Below are 14,263 nucleotides of genomic sequence, written 5' to 3' on the forward strand. Positions count from 1 at the left end.
GCGAATCCTGCTGTATGTCGGGGCCGCACATCGTGGTTGCTTTCTTTCTCTTGGGGTAGACGTTATCTTCAGGATTCAGGGGAGAATTTCAACAGCCTGTTAAGGAAATAAAATAGGCTTGCCGGCCGACATGCAGGCAGGACGTCGCTCATATGGAGATCTCGCTGCATCGGTTCATCAATGAAGCGTGGGACGAACCACCGAGTGGAGAGTTGGACTCGGCCCAGACCCTGATCATAGTCTTTGCTGCATCCCGTCCCTCACCAACCGTCACCAATGCACTGCCCGCACTTAAATCAACCTTCCCCAATTCAGTCCTGATCGGTTGCTCATCTTCTGGAGAGATTTACGGCGTGGAGCTGAATGACGATAGTATCGTACTCGCCATCGTGAAGTTTGCCGACACCCGGCTCAAGCTGGTGAATTACCCTATTGCCAATGTCCAACAATCGGCAACCGCAGGCAACACCCTGGCCGAACAGCTGATCGCCGACGACCTGGCTGCTGTATTCACACTGACAGACGGCCTGCTGGTAAACGGCTCGGCATTCGTTGAGGCCCTGAGCAACAATTTGCCCGAAGGTGTCGTAATAACCGGCGGGCTGGCTGGTGACGGCGACCGGTTCGAAAAGACCTGGGTTCTGTTCGACGGAGAGACCCGCACAGGCCAGGCAGCGGCCGTGGGATTCTACGGCGACACAATACGGGTTGCTCACGGCTCCCGGGGCGGATGGAACCTGCTGGGCCCTGACCGGGAAGTAACCAAGGCCGAGGGCAATGTACTCTACTCCCTGGATGGTCTGCCTGCCCTCCAGGTCTACAAGAAATACCTGGGAGACCGTGCCGAGGGCCTGCCTGCCACCGGCCTCCTGTTCCCGCTCGCCATCCGCGATGAAGAGGACATCGACGGCCTGACCGTGAGAACCATCCTGGCCGTGGACAAAGAGAGACAGTCCATTACTTTCGCAGGCGATGTACCGGAAGGTCGCTACGTAAAACTGATGCGCGCCAACTTCGATCGCCTTGTTGATGGCGCAGCCTCTGCAGCTAAAAATGCGGAACTGAGTGATTACACCGGCAGCAACGCTGCTTTGCATAGCCATCAGTTGTGTAGGGAGGCGCCTTGTGCTCGGCCCAAGGGTGGAGGAGGAGATCGAGGCTGTCATCGAGAGCCTGCCGGCCGGGATCCACAGATAGGCTACTACTCCTACGGCGAAATATCCCCGCTGGTCAGCGGACGCTGCGACCTCCACAACCAGACTATGACCCTCACCCTGATCTGGGAGAAGGAATAATGCACCGGCTGCTGTCACGGCAGCTGCGAAAACTCGGATTGGATACCTCATCCACGCCGACGACAAAACAGTTGGCAAATCTGCTCCAGCGTGTATCGGAAACCTACCAGCAGGCCGATGATGATCGTTACCTGCTTGAGCGTTCTCTACAGATCTCGTCCGATGAAATGCAGGCGATGTTCCAGCAACAGAAGGCGTCAGCAGAAGGCCGACTACAGGCCCTGGTCAACGCTTTGCCTGACATTGTTTTCATGCTCGACGAAGAGGGCAGCTACGTGGAGATCGTTGCAGGCGAGGAGGAAGGGCTCTACCTGCCAGCTGAATAACTCAAGGGAAAATTGCTCAAAGAGATCATGTCTCAAGAGCCGGCGGAGTTTTTCCTGGATGCCATTAACCACGCCCTTAAACACAATATGCTGCACCTGGTGGAATATGAACTTTCCGTACAACGCGGTTCACGGGTATTCGAGGGACGCATCATACCCACCGGCCTCAAGGTCAACGACCGTCATACCGTGCTCTTCCTGGCACGAGATGTGACAGAACTTGCCCGCTCCCGCTACGAGCTCGAGCATATGGCCACACACAATGGCCTCACCGGTCTGCCAAACCGCGCTCTGTTGAGTGATCGTCTTGTTCAGGCAATCGCCAGGGCAAAACGCCTTGGCAGCCTCGGCGCACTCTTGCTGCTCGACCTTGACCGCTTCAAACAGGTCAATGACAGCCTGGGGCATCCGCTGGGGGATGAACTGCTTAAGGAAGTGGCCAAGCGCTTGCAGATGTCAAGCCGGGTAGAAGATACGGTGGTCCGTTTCGGTGGCGATGAATTCATTTTCATCCTGGAAGATCTTCACGATTCCGCCCACGCCGGCCAGGTAGCCCAGCATATTCTCAACCTCTTTTCGACCTCCATTAAATTGTCAAAGATTGAGCTGGACGTTACAGCCAGCATCGGGATCACGGTATTCCCGGACGATGGTGATGATTGCCACAGTCTGCTCAAGCAGGCAGACAATACCATGTATGCAGCCAAGGAAGCGGGAAGAAACCAATACAGTTTCTATACCGAAGAACTGGGTGCCAATGCCCTCGCTTACCTGGCCCTGGAATCCCAGCTACGCAAGGCCATCACCAACCAGGAACTTGTTCTGCTCTACCAGCCACAGTTCAACTTCAGCGATCATAAGCTTATGGGATTCGAGGCCCTTGTACGCTGGCCTACAGCGGATCCGGAGCACCGTAGTCCCGAGTCCTTCATTCGCATCGCAGAGATGTCCGGGCTCATTGAACCCCTGGGTTTGTGGGTGCTGAACGAGGCCTGTCGCCAGGCAGCACTCTGGCAGCAAAACGGACTCGACTTCGGACGCGTTACAGTCAACCTGTCGAGCCGTCAACTGAACAGCCCGGGTCTGTCAGCCCAGGTGGAAAACATCCTCGGACGTCATGGGCTCTCCGGAAATACTCTGGAGTGTGAAATAACGGAGAGCATGGTGGTTCATGAAGGCGGCGTCGCTCACAGCAACCTGGAAGCCTTCTCGCAAATGGGTATCTGCCTGGCAATCGACGACTTCGGCACCGGGCACTCTTCCCTGGTCAACCTGAAACGCTTCCCCTTGAGCCGATTGAAAATTGATCGCTCCTTCGTTGACGGGCTGGGCGAAGACACCAACGACGAAGCCATCACGAGCGCAAGTATCGCCCTGGCCAAACAGCTTAGCCTGGACGTGGTATGGAGACCCAAGATCAGGCCGACTTTCTGAAGCGGCATGGTTGCGACGTAGCCCAGGGTTATCTCTATGCAAAACCCATGAACATCGAACAGATTGCAGATAGATTCTTCAACAGGGATGGCACCGAAAGTCTCCCGGGAGACGACCCAATCCCTAGCGATGTATAACCACCTTGATCTCTTCTCCCCCCAATCCGTGCACGGAATCGTGCGCGCGGACTCTGACACTATTCAGACCTTCGGGAATCCTCACAGGAGCAAGTGATCTTGTAAACGGTTGTTCGTCCACATGGGGATGGTACAGGGTACGTGTACCCAACAACTTACCATCCGGAGTAAGCAGGTCCCACTTGTCTACATAATGCCCCCATCCTTCATCGGAGTGGCGAAGCGTCACGTCGAAGCGGTATTCTCCGTCCCCTAAAGCCGTAACCCGCACGTCTACAACATCGGCTTCGCCGGCCAATCCCGCAGATGTCATCAGAAACAATATCGGAGTTAAAAATAAAGATCGCATGGCTTTTCCCATCTCTATATCACTCCCGGAAGGGTCATCGGGGTAACCATGCTATGGCGATAGCACAAAAAACAATCAGGATGACAAAGAAGATCAGAAAGCGTTTATTGGTATTCTCTTTAACCACAGGGGACGGCGCACCGCAGTTGGGACAGTCCGACTCATCCTGGGGGCGTTCGAAACCGCAATGATTGCAAAACAGCTTATCCATTCTCTTCATTTCCCGTTACAGTTGACGCTCCAACCCTGACACAGCATACGCTACGCGTAACACTCAATTGCACCTCTTCAGGATAGGCCATGGCACACACATCGGTTGCTTCGGGGCAACGGGGATGAAAGTGACATCCAGACGGTGGATTGGCTGGAGAGGGCATGTCACCCTCAAGACGAATCACGCTGCGCTTTGGCTCTGTATCGATCTCCGGCACGACAGAGAGTAACGCCCTTGTGTACGGGTGCTGGGGCGACTCCAGCACCTCCTGCACCGTCCCCCGCTCCACGATACGCCCCAGGTACATCACCGCCACCTCGTGGGCCAGGTAGGCCACAACCGAGATGTCGTGGGTAATGAAGAGATAGGTGAGCCCCATCTCCCGCTGCAGTTCCTTGAGCAGGTTGAGAATCTGGGCCTGTACCGACACATCAAGCGCGCTTGTGGGCTCGTCGCAGACGATCAGTCGCGGCTCAACCGCCAAGGCCCTGGCCACGCAGATACGCTGTCGCTGTCCGCCTGAAAACTCGTGGGGATAGCGCGTTGCAGCATCGACCGACAGGCCGACATGTTCCAGCAACTCCCGGGTCCTTGCCCTCCGCTGCTCGGTGCTTCCCCCGACCCCCTGGGCGCGCATGCCCTCCTCGATGATGTCACCCACCAGCATGCGGGGATTCATGGAGGCCACCGGATCCTGGAATATGATCTGCAGATCGGACCGGCGTTTCCGCAGCTTGCTGCCCTTGAGTTGCGTCAGCTCCTCCCCTTCGAAACATGCACTCCCTGCGGTCGGTCGGATCAGCTGCAGTATCCCCTTGCCAACGGTGGTCTTGCCACAGCCGGATTCACCCACCACTGCCAAAGTCTTGCCCGACGGGATAGAGAAGGACACCCCGTCCACCGCTTTGACCTGCCCCACCACGCGTTTGAACACGCCCTTGTGGATAGGGAAGTGAACCTTCAGGCTGTCCACTTCCAGCTGTGTATCAGTGGACGACGCTTTAGCCGGTAAATGCCAGGCTGGTTCTTCTGCCGGAGATATGGACTCTGCCACTTCGTCGGGTTGTTGCGTGCAGAGATGACAGCGCATCCCCTGCCCCGTCTCCAGTTCGCACCAGTCAGGTTCCTGCTCACGGCAGACCGGCATCACCTGTTCACAACGCTCGGCGAAGCGGCAGCCGGTAAATGTCTCTCTCAGGGAAGGCACTGTGCCCTTGATCACTGCCAGCTTGTTGTCCCGCTTCTCCTTGCCAGGAACAGAATCGAAAAGCTTGCGACTGTAAGGGTGTCCCGCCTCGCCGAAGAAGTGGGCTGTTTCGGCCACCTCCACGATCTGCCCCGCATACATCACCGCCACCCGGTCGGCGACCTCTGAGACCATGCCCAGGTCGTGTGTAATGAGCATAATCGCCATGCCGGTCTGTTGCTGCAGATCTTTCAACAACCCGAGAACCTGGGCCTGAATCGTGACATCCAGCGCCGTGGTCGGCTCGTCGGCTATCAGCAGTTCAGGACGTCCGGCCAATGCAATAGCGATCACCACGCGCTGTTTCATGCCGCCCGAGAGTTGATGGGGGTACTCCCTGGCCCGCCGTTCCGGATCCGGGATACCCACCGAGCCGAGCAGTTCAACGACCCGCGCTTCAACCCTGTTCCTGTTATCAGGGTCATGAATTTTCACTGCCTCGGCAATCTGCTGGCCAACGGTCAGAACCGGGTTGAGGGAGGTCATGGGCTCCTGGAATATCATCCCCATGCGGCCACCGCGCTCATCGCGCATGGCGTTCTCGGGCAGATCGAGCAGGTTGGTCTCACCCAGCCATACATTACCCCCTGCGATGCGGCCTGCCGGGGGCAGAAGGCGCATGATGGAGAGCGCGGTCATGGATTTTCCGCATCCCGACTCGCCCAGCAGGGTAAAGGTCTCTCCCCTGTGTATTTCCAGGTCGACACCGTCCACCGCCCGCACCGGGCGCTCACCGCTGCCCAGCAGGGTGGTCAGGTTATCGACGTGCAACAAAAACTCTCTATCCGCCATCAATTGGTACTCCTCAATCGCGGATCGAAGGCGTCACGCACCACGTCGGAGAAGAGGTTGGCCGAGAGTACCAGGGTGAACATGAAGATCATTGCAGCGGCCAGGGACCACCAGACCACCGGCTCCCGCGCCATCTCGAGACGTGCACTGTTGATCATGTTGCCCCAGCTGTTCATGGTGGGGTCCACGCCGATGTTCACGTAGGAGAGCACCGCTTCTGCCAACACCAGTCTTGAAAAATCGAGTACCACCGAGATCAGCACGATGTGCAACACGTTGGGCAGGATATGGCGCGAGATGATCTGAAAGTGCCCCACCCCGAACGCTGTTGCGGCCTGTACGTAGTCCACCTCCCGCAGCTTCATCGCCTCGCCCCGCAGCAGACGGCAGAGCCCTGTCCAACTGGTGACACCGAGAATGATGCAGAGGAACAGCAACCGCAGGTCGGCCCGCTCCACCAAGCTGTTGAACTCGTCCGCGTGCTGACTCATGTAGATCTGCAGCATGAGGATGGCCGCGGCAATCAACAGCACACCGGGTATGGAGTTGAGGGTGGTATAGGTGTACTGGATAACATCATCGACCCAGCCCCGGAAATAGCCTGCCATGATGCCGAGCAGCACGGCCGCGGGAAGCATCACCAGGGTGGTCAGGGTACCGATCAACAGGCCGGTACGGATGCTTTTCAGGGATTGATAGAAGACATCTTCACCGACCTTGTCGGTGCCAAGCAGATGGTACTTGGTCGCCAGTTCAGCAGACCACATGAAAACCACCAGCATCAGGCCCAGTACAGCCAGGGCGACACACCAGGGAATCTCTGTGCGTCCTACAAGTACATTCCTTGCGGTATGTTCGAAAGAGCAGCCTGAACGGATGGTGAGGAATATGAGCAGGATATTGCTCAGCACCAGGGTGAGCACCAGTCCCTTGAAAATGCCAAGGGCACTCAGTGCCATGATGTCCCCCTTCCAATCCTTCTCCGGGTCCTGCAGATGGGCACCGCCATATTTCAGGCGCGGAAAGTCACGGATGGTGGTGCCGTCAGGCAGCTCGATATTCTCCTTGGCATAGAGATGTGTAGCCAGGGGAGCTGAATAGGTCTTCTCCTGGCGGGCGCGAAGCCCCGAAACCATCTGGTCAAAGAGACTGATCACCTCGGATGAGTAGATCACCTCGCCGTTCTTGTCGGGTTCATCCAGGGGGGGATGGAAGTGAATCGAGTCGCTCAGGCCGATCACCACGTAGAACAGCAGCACCACCAGGGTTCCAATACCGACCTTGCTGCGAATCACATACCGCCAGGGTGCGCGCAGATGCTCCTTGCGTGAGGCGTAGATGCCAAACGCAATCGCTACCACCAGCAGCAGGTACACCAGGGCATCGGTCCAGAGAATCACGAGATTGTCCATGTTCATGACAACCTCACCCTTGGATCGACCAACGTGTAGGAGATATCGGTAAGCAGCAGGCCCAGGATGTAGAGCACCGATCCCAGAAAAACCATGGAACGCACGATAGCGAAATCCTGGCGCTGAATGGCATCAATGGTGTAACTGCCGAGGCCGGGTATGCCGAAGAATGATTCGGTAATCAGGCTGCCCATGAAGAGCAGGGGCAACACCACAACCACGCCGGTAAGGATAGGGATCATGGCGTTTTTCAGGACATGTCGGAATAGCACCACCCGTTCGGACAACCCCTTGGCCCTGGCGGTACGCACGTAGTCCTTGTTGATCTCCTCCAGGAACAGGGTGCGGTACCAGCGGGTGCCGGCGCCGATACTGCCGATCACGCCGATGATCACCGGCAGTACCAGGAACTTCCAAGCCCCAAGGCCGGTGTCGTATCCGGATATAGGGACCAGGTGCAGCAGCTTACTCACCAAGTACTGGCCGCCAATGATGTAGAAGAGCCCCGAAATTGACATCATCACCACGCAGAGCACCACGCTCCAGAGATCAATATAGGTGGCCCGAAAGAAAGCAATCAGCAGCGCATAGGATATATTGACCAGCAGTCCCACCATCAGCACCGGTATGGCGATGGCCAGGCTGGGCCACATGCGCTGGGAGATGTCGTAACCGATATCCCTTCCGCTGTCGGAAGAGCCGAAATCGAACTGGAACAGCTTCACCGACTTCTGGAAGAAGACGGTGTCGGTAATGCTACCCACCCCCTCTGCCTCACTGTTGTAGAGCAGTGGCCGGTTATAGCCCCGTTCTTGCTTCCAGTTCTCAATGACTGCTTGATTGACCCGTTTCTGCCCCAGGTGCATGCGTGCCATGTCATCCGGTGAGTTGACCACGAAGAAGAGCATGAAGGTGAGGACATTGACCCCGATCAGAATCGGAATGGCGTAGAGCACACGCCGAATGATATAGGCCATCATCGTACTGCACTCCTCTCATGTTGACGGCAGATCCTGACCGCCGGTATAGCACTGACCACCAGAACCACCAGGAGGGTAATCACTGGCCAGAGTACAGGGGGATTCCACTCTGTACGCATACGCTGTCGCAACTCCGGTTCCAGACGTTTGTATTTAAGGGTGTTGTTGGCCATCAGGTTAGGCTTCACATTTTTATACCAGCTGTGAAACAGCGAGAACGCCTTGGGATGAAAACCAAATACCCAGGGAGCATCGCGGCGCAGGATCGCCACCATCTCGTCAATGATCTGCTGGCGCCCCGGCCCGTTCTCCATGTTCTTCATCTTCTCGAACAGGGCATCGAAGCGAGGGCTGCTGTAGTTGGCGGCGTTCTCCCCGCCGTGCTCCATCTTGCCGTTGGGGCCATAGAGCAGGAACAGGAAATTCTCGGGATCGGGATAGTCGGCATTCCAACCCCACATGAAAATCTGGGACGTTCCCTTGCGCATCTTCTCCCTGAAGCGGTTGTAATCGGTGGCGCGTATCACCAGTTGGATACCCAGCTTGACGAACTGTTTACTAAACCAGTTGAGGCGCGCCTTGTCGTCCGGTCCGGAGGCGGTGGTGTCATAGTAGAGTATCAGCGGCTTGCCCGTCTCCCGATCCTTGCCGTTGGGATAACCCGCCTGCGCCATCAAAGCCTTGGCATGGGCCAGGGGTTTGCGGTTGAGTTTGCCGTTGCTCATCTCGTAGACGTAAGGGTTCATCCCCTCTTCACCCGTGCGGTTGCCGAAGATGCCCGGAGGCAACGGACTCTGGGCAGTGATACCCTCGCCGTTGTTGAAGATGGAGATGTACTCCTCGAAGTCCAGGGCCACGGAGATGGCCTGGCGCAGCAGGCGCGCCCGTTCCGTGTCACCACCCACCACCGGGTCGGCCATGTTGAATCCCATGTAGTTCATGGATGTGGTGACCGCGGTGAGCAGGTTTATGCCCTTCTCCTGCATGGGCTCTGTCAGTCCCAATTCTCCCTGGTCGGAAAACTTCACTGCTTGGTCGAAACTGTCAGAAGAGATACCCGACGTATCGTAGTAGCCCTGCAGGAACTTGTTCCAGTTGGGAATATTCTCCTTCTCCAGGCTGTAGACCGCCTTCTCGATGAACGGCAGCTCCGCACCGGCATCGTTCAACAGGCCCAGCGCCTTGTCTGATTCCTCCCCCTCGGAAGGATATTGTTCACCGTGAAAATTCGGATTGCGCGAAAGCACCATGCGCAGGTTCGGGTTGTTCTCGGTCAGCATGAAGGGGCCGCTGCCGAAGGGATACCAGTCGAGGGTGATGTTGCGTTTCTCCATGCCCTGCTGGGAGAAGAAAGCGTCGGCCTCCCAGGGCATGGGAGAGAAGAACGGCATGGCCAGCCAGTAGACGAACTGGGGATACTTGCCCTTCAGCCGAATACGGAAGCTGTGGCGGTCAACCACCTCGACCCCCTCAATCCGGTGGGGACGCAGATCCAGATAGGGCTTCTCCAGCCCTGCCTCGTTTTTCAATTGGGTATAGACATCTTCGATCGTCTTCCCGAACGCATTCAGCCCAAGGATGTACTCGCCCATCAGGCCTGCAATGGGCGAGTGGAGATGGGGCACCGCAAGACGCTTAATCTGGTTGACGAAATCTTCGGCTATGACTTCCCGGGAGCCTGTCTCTGAAAAGTCCGACAGTGTATTCAGGGACTCGATCTCTTCCCCGGTCAGGTCGTGGTAGAGATAGTTACCCTGCCCGTCCCTGGCCAGCGCCGGGTGGGGCTGGTACTGCATCCCCTGCTTGATTTCGATTTCGTAGTCACTGAACGCGATGGTCTCCTCGGGGGCACCCGCAGGCAACCAGTTGCCGTCTGCATCGAGATACCTGGCTTTGGGTACGGCCGTGGCCGACAGGGGCTCCAGTACATAGGGGCGTTTCAGGAAGTGGTACTGCAGGGGCGGCTCGTAGATCTGGGCGATGAAGGCGTACTCATCGGAGCTGTAGGAGCGTACGGGATCCAGGTGCTTGGGCCGCTCAGAGAAAGAGCTGTAGAGGATATTCCGGTCCGCCTCGGCAGTCGGATAGGGATTGTTCCAGCCGCCGTCCGTGCAGGCAGTAAGCAGCAATACCGCCCACACTCCGAAGAGCATGTACGCCATGTTCCTGAATTGGTGATCCATAAATGCCTTGAGCATCCGGGTATTATTCTTCTGTAACAGTCCCTATACCGCCACAATAGAGTGGCTCAAGCTAGTTTACCTTATTGGGGCCGACGGTGAACCCCGAGTAACCTTTGACCACGCCATTAGCCCTTGGTTCTTTAATAAACTCCAGTTTTCCGGTACCTTAGGCTGATTCTCCGGCGCCATGACGGTTTCCGGAAACTGCACTCGAGAAACAGAATCGCAAGGAATTCAAATGGGTTTTCTTCAAGACAAAAAAGTCCTGGTCACCGGCATCGCAAGCAACCGCTCCATCGCCTACGGCATCGCCAAGGCGATGCGTCGTGAAGGTGCTCAATTGACCCTCACCTATCAAAACGAAAAGCTCAAAAAGCGCGTGGACAAGTTTGCCGCGGAGTTCGGTTCGGACATCGCACTGCCCCTGGATGTCACCAACGACGAGGAGATCGAAAACCTGTTTGCCGAATTGGGCAAACAGTGGGATGGCCTGGACTGCATGGTTCACTCCATCGCCTATGCCCCTGCCGACCAGCTGGAGGGGACCTTCGCCGAGGCGGTGACCCGCGAAGGTTTTGCCACCGCTCACGATATCAGCGCCTACAGCTTCGCCGCCATGGCGAAGGCAGGCCGCAGCATGATGGCCGGCCGCAACGCCTCCATGGTCACCATAACCTACCTGGGTGCTGTGCGCACCGTACCCAACTACAACGTTATGGGTGTAGCCAAGGCCAGCCTTGAGGCCACCATGCGCTACCTGGCCGACTCTCTCGGCCCCGACGGCATTCGGGTCAACGCGGTCTCCGCCGGCCCTATTCGCACCCTGGCCGCCTCCGGCATCAAGAATTTCAAAACCATGCTGGAAGAGGCGGAACAGAAGACCCCCCTGCGCCGTAATGTCACCATCGACGAAGTGGGCAATGCTACCGCGTTTCTCTGCTCTGACCTGGCATCCGGTATCACCGGCGATGTGCTCTACGTGGACTCCGGTTACCAGGTAGTAGGCAAGACCTGATACGTCATATCACCACCAGCAAAAGAAAAGCCGTTTCCGGTCATCCGGAAACGGCTTTTTCCTTGAGGCCTGTTAACAGGCCCCGGCAATCGATCAGACTCTACTGATCTTTATTCAGGATATTGATGTCAGCACTGGCCCGCAGGTTCTGCACCATCTTCTGATAGTAGCTCTCTCCCCTGGCACGCTGAAGTGCCTCACCGAGTACCCTCTTTCCGCCAAGTTTATCAGCCTGGTCGGGCTGACCATCCTTGACCGAGGAGAGTGCAATCACCACTGAGTCGCCATTGGGGAGTTCTGCTGCAGCATATTCGGATTTATCTGCTGCCGGCTTGGGCATTGCAAACAATTTGACTATGATTGCTCCGGCAACATTACGTTCACTCCTCATTACCAATCCTGTCTCTTCCAGCTTGAGGCCTTCCTGCTCGGCAAGCTGGGCGAGATCACCACCGGTACTGAGCGCAGTTATCATTTCACTGCCTTTTGCCCTTGCCTTCTCTGCAGCTTTGTCGGAATGGAGCTGATCGCGAATGGCCGCCTCAACCTCTCCAAACGGTTTAACTGAGGACTCTTCGTGCTCCCTGACCCTCAGCACCAGGATATGCTCGGGACCAACTTCGATTGCCTCGCTGTTGTGACCCTCCAGCAATACATCTGCGCTGAAAATTGCCCCGGTGACTTTTGATGAGGCAAACGCACCAGCACCACCGGAACGGGTCACCCAGTCGCTTTGGGAGACCGCCATGCCCAGGGCTTCTGCGGCAGGTTCCAGGCTGCCCGGGTCCTCGTAGGCGAAATCACTGAGACGCTCTGCATACTCATAGAAAAGGCGTTCAGCCTCGCTGCTCAGATAGGCCTTGCGGATGTCATCCTGCGCCTCTTCGAAACTTTTGCCCTTAGGAGAACGTATATCGGTCAGCTTGATGACGTGATAACCGAACTCGGTTTTTACAGGTTGACTGATTTCACCGGTCTGCATGGAGAAAACGGCATCTTCGAAGGCGGCAGCCATGATACCCTTCTCAAAGTAGTCGAGATCACCACCAAGATCTGCCGAGCCCGGATCCTGGGAGAGTTCCTTTGCCACAGTGGCAAAATCCTCGCCGGCGTTGATCCGCTCCAATGCCTTCCTGGCCGCAGATTCAGCATCTGCAACTGCCGTAGCATCCGCGCCCTCTTCCACGGCAATCAGGATGTGACTGGCCCTGCGCTGTTCAGGCGAGACATATTCGTTCTTGTGCTGCTCGTAAAAGCCTATCAGCACCTGTTCATCCGCGCTGAGGGTTTTGGCTATGTTTTCGATATTGAGTTCGAGGTAGTCGACCTTTGCCCGTTCCGGCGCCATGTAGGCACTCTGATTGCTGTCATATTGACTACGCACTTCCTCATCGGTTACAGACACCTGGTCCATGAAGGAAGAGACCGGAACGGTGATGTAGGCAAGCTCCCGCTGCTGTTGCTGAAGCCTGACCAGGGATTCAATTTCAGATGCCGTGGCAAACTCAGAGCCACTGATCGCCTTGGAAAGCTGCTCACTGACGATACCCTGCCTGATCCGCTCAAAAAAAGCTGCAGTCGTCATGCCCTGGTTACGCACGGTACGCTCGTAAGCCTCTTGATTGAACCGTCCGCCGACATGAAAGGCTTGAATGCTGCGAATGGTTTCGCGTACCGCTTCGTCTCCTGCACGAAGCCCCAGGCTGTTTGATGCCTGGGAAACCAGTGCATTGCGGATCATGGCCTTCAGCACCTCTTTCCGCCACAGCTCATCATCGATCAATTCCGGGCGGTAGTTGCTGCCCATGCGTTCACGCATACTCTGCTTGAAATCACGGAAGCCTGTTTCGAATTCCCGTTCCGTAATCTCCTGGTCGTTGACCGTGGCAACTACCGCATCAGCGCCGCCACCCAGGTATTCATTGATTCCGAACAGGGCGAAAGGAATACTGATCAAACCGACAATAATCCAGGCAAGTACGCCTTGAGCTCGTTCCCTAATCGACTGAAGCATGATCTTACTCGCGAAATAAAGGACTTATATCTAAAACACAAACGGGGTATCTGATGATACCCCGCGTGTCTTCTAAAGGTTGGCGGAGTGGACGGGACTCGAACCCGCGACCCCCGGCGTGACAGGCCGGTATTCTAACCAACTGAACTACCACTCCTAATTTGGTGGGTGCTGCAGGGATCGAACCTGCGACCCTCGCCTTGTAAGGGCGATGCTCTTCCAGCTGAGCTAAGCACCCGAGGAAAGCGCGCTAGTTTACTGCGTCCTTAAGTGCTTTACCAGCCTTAAATGCAGGATTTTTTGAAGCTGCAATTTGAATGGTTGCACCTGTCTGAGGATTACGGCCAGTACGTGCTGCGCGCTCACGTACGGAGAAAGAGCCAAAGCCAACGATGAATACCTGGTCATCGTTTTTCAGGGCGTCGGTTATTGCTTCTACCATGCCATCCAGTGCACGACCGGCAGCTGCCTTAGAGATATCTGCGGCATCAGCCATTGCGTCGATCAATTCCGTCTTATTCATTCAGAGAGTCTCCCCTTCGGTTATATATGTGGTGCATATCATGCACCTGACTTAGTAATTTTTTACTCATCCGCTTGGTGCGCGAAACGGGGTAAATTTATACCAGCGCGTGAGAACGAGTGTCAAGCAATGATGTCACAAAAAATCCCTATTTTATGCACCTTTCAGGGCGATTTGACCTATTTTTCTCTTACTAAACAGGAGCGTCCGGCACATATCTAAAATACGCCACACGATCATGCCTGGCGGTTTCGGATAATAAGTGCAATTGGTAGTTGAAGGGCCAGCTGGTAGAGTCGGTGCTTCTCCCGACCAAGAGACGAAGCACTTATGAGCTACAACC

General features: G+C 56.1%; 12 protein-coding genes and 2 tRNA genes. 5 read left to right on the plus strand and 9 right to left on the minus strand.

Annotation, left to right across the window (positions count from 1 at the left end; translation table 11 throughout):
* Positions 1-152: 152 nt before the first annotated feature.
* From BOW53_RS09720 to BOW53_RS13295, 4 genes are read left to right on the plus strand one after another with little or no spacing between them, the layout of a single operon-like run.
* A complete protein-coding gene (locus BOW53_RS09720) occupies positions 153-1,295 on the plus strand; it encodes an FIST signal transduction protein (protein ID WP_245832089.1) in 1,143 nt (380 codons plus the stop codon).
* Complete coding sequence (locus tag BOW53_RS13290) at positions 1,295-1,621, plus strand: hypothetical protein (RefSeq protein WP_245832090.1); 327 nt, start codon at positions 1,295-1,297, stop codon at positions 1,619-1,621. Before BOW53_RS09720 ends, BOW53_RS13290 begins: the two co-directional genes overlap by 1 nt.
* 27 nt (positions 1,622-1,648) lie before the next feature.
* On the plus strand, positions 1,649-3,055 hold the full coding sequence (locus BOW53_RS09725; protein ID WP_245832091.1) for a putative bifunctional diguanylate cyclase/phosphodiesterase: 1,407 nt from the start codon (positions 1,649-1,651) through the stop codon (positions 3,053-3,055).
* Complete coding sequence (locus BOW53_RS13295) at positions 3,025-3,192, plus strand: hypothetical protein (protein ID WP_245832092.1); 168 nt, start codon at positions 3,025-3,027, stop codon at positions 3,190-3,192. The genes BOW53_RS09725 and BOW53_RS13295 overlap by 31 nt, the downstream gene beginning before the upstream one ends.
* Here BOW53_RS13295 and BOW53_RS09730 read toward each other — a convergent pair.
* The 5 genes from BOW53_RS09730 to BOW53_RS09755 form a co-directional block, all read right to left on the minus strand.
* Complete coding sequence (locus BOW53_RS09730; RefSeq protein ID WP_245832093.1) at positions 3,179-3,505, minus strand: hypothetical protein; 327 nt, start codon at positions 3,503-3,505, stop codon at positions 3,179-3,181. The genes BOW53_RS13295 and BOW53_RS09730 overlap by 14 nt on opposite strands.
* A gap of 239 nt (positions 3,506-3,744) precedes the next feature.
* On the minus strand, positions 3,745-5,793 hold the full coding sequence (locus BOW53_RS09740; protein ID WP_078487799.1) for an ABC transporter ATP-binding protein: 2,049 nt from the start codon (positions 5,791-5,793) through the stop codon (positions 3,745-3,747).
* A complete protein-coding gene (locus BOW53_RS09745) occupies positions 5,793-7,211 on the minus strand; it encodes an ABC transporter permease (protein WP_425442916.1) in 1,419 nt (472 codons plus the stop codon). The genes BOW53_RS09740 and BOW53_RS09745 overlap by 1 nt, the downstream gene beginning before the upstream one ends.
* Positions 7,208-8,185 (minus strand): ABC transporter permease, encoded by a 978-nt coding sequence (locus tag BOW53_RS09750; RefSeq protein ID WP_078487800.1) that lies wholly within the window; start codon positions 8,183-8,185, stop codon positions 7,208-7,210. The genes BOW53_RS09745 and BOW53_RS09750 overlap by 4 nt, the downstream gene beginning before the upstream one ends.
* The gene (locus BOW53_RS09755; RefSeq protein ID WP_135607068.1) at positions 8,182-10,383 is read right to left on the minus strand and encodes an ABC transporter substrate-binding protein; all 2,202 of its coding nucleotides are present in this window, start codon (positions 10,381-10,383) and stop codon (positions 8,182-8,184) included. Before BOW53_RS09755 ends, BOW53_RS09750 begins: the two co-directional genes overlap by 4 nt.
* A 223-nt stretch (positions 10,384-10,606) precedes the next feature.
* Here BOW53_RS09755 and BOW53_RS09760 point away from each other — a divergent pair, with 223 nt between their 5' ends.
* Positions 10,607-11,383 carry an enoyl-ACP reductase FabI gene (locus tag BOW53_RS09760; protein ID WP_078487801.1) on the plus strand — a complete coding sequence of 259 codons (777 nt, stop codon included), beginning with the start codon at positions 10,607-10,609 and terminating at the stop codon, positions 11,381-11,383.
* 100 nt (positions 11,384-11,483) lie between these two features.
* Here BOW53_RS09760 and BOW53_RS09765 read toward each other — a convergent pair whose 3' ends face one another.
* The 4 genes from BOW53_RS09765 to BOW53_RS09780 form a co-directional block, all read right to left on the minus strand.
* Positions 11,484-13,397, minus strand: coding sequence for a SurA N-terminal domain-containing protein (locus BOW53_RS09765; RefSeq protein WP_078487802.1), 1,914 nt, complete (start codon positions 13,395-13,397; stop codon positions 11,484-11,486).
* Between the two features lie 80 nt (positions 13,398-13,477).
* Positions 13,478-13,554, minus strand: a tRNA-Asp gene (locus tag BOW53_RS09770).
* Positions 13,555-13,559: 5 nt separating this feature from the next.
* Positions 13,560-13,635, minus strand: a tRNA-Val gene (locus BOW53_RS09775).
* 12 nt (positions 13,636-13,647) lie between these two features.
* Positions 13,648-13,920 (minus strand): HU family DNA-binding protein, encoded by a 273-nt coding sequence (locus BOW53_RS09780; RefSeq protein WP_078487803.1) that lies wholly within the window; start codon positions 13,918-13,920, stop codon positions 13,648-13,650.
* Positions 13,921-14,263 lie beyond the last annotated feature (343 nt).

Source organism: Solemya velesiana gill symbiont, assembly GCF_002020805.1.
Classification (GTDB): Bacteria; Pseudomonadota; Gammaproteobacteria; order Chromatiales; family Chromatiaceae; genus Sedimenticola_A.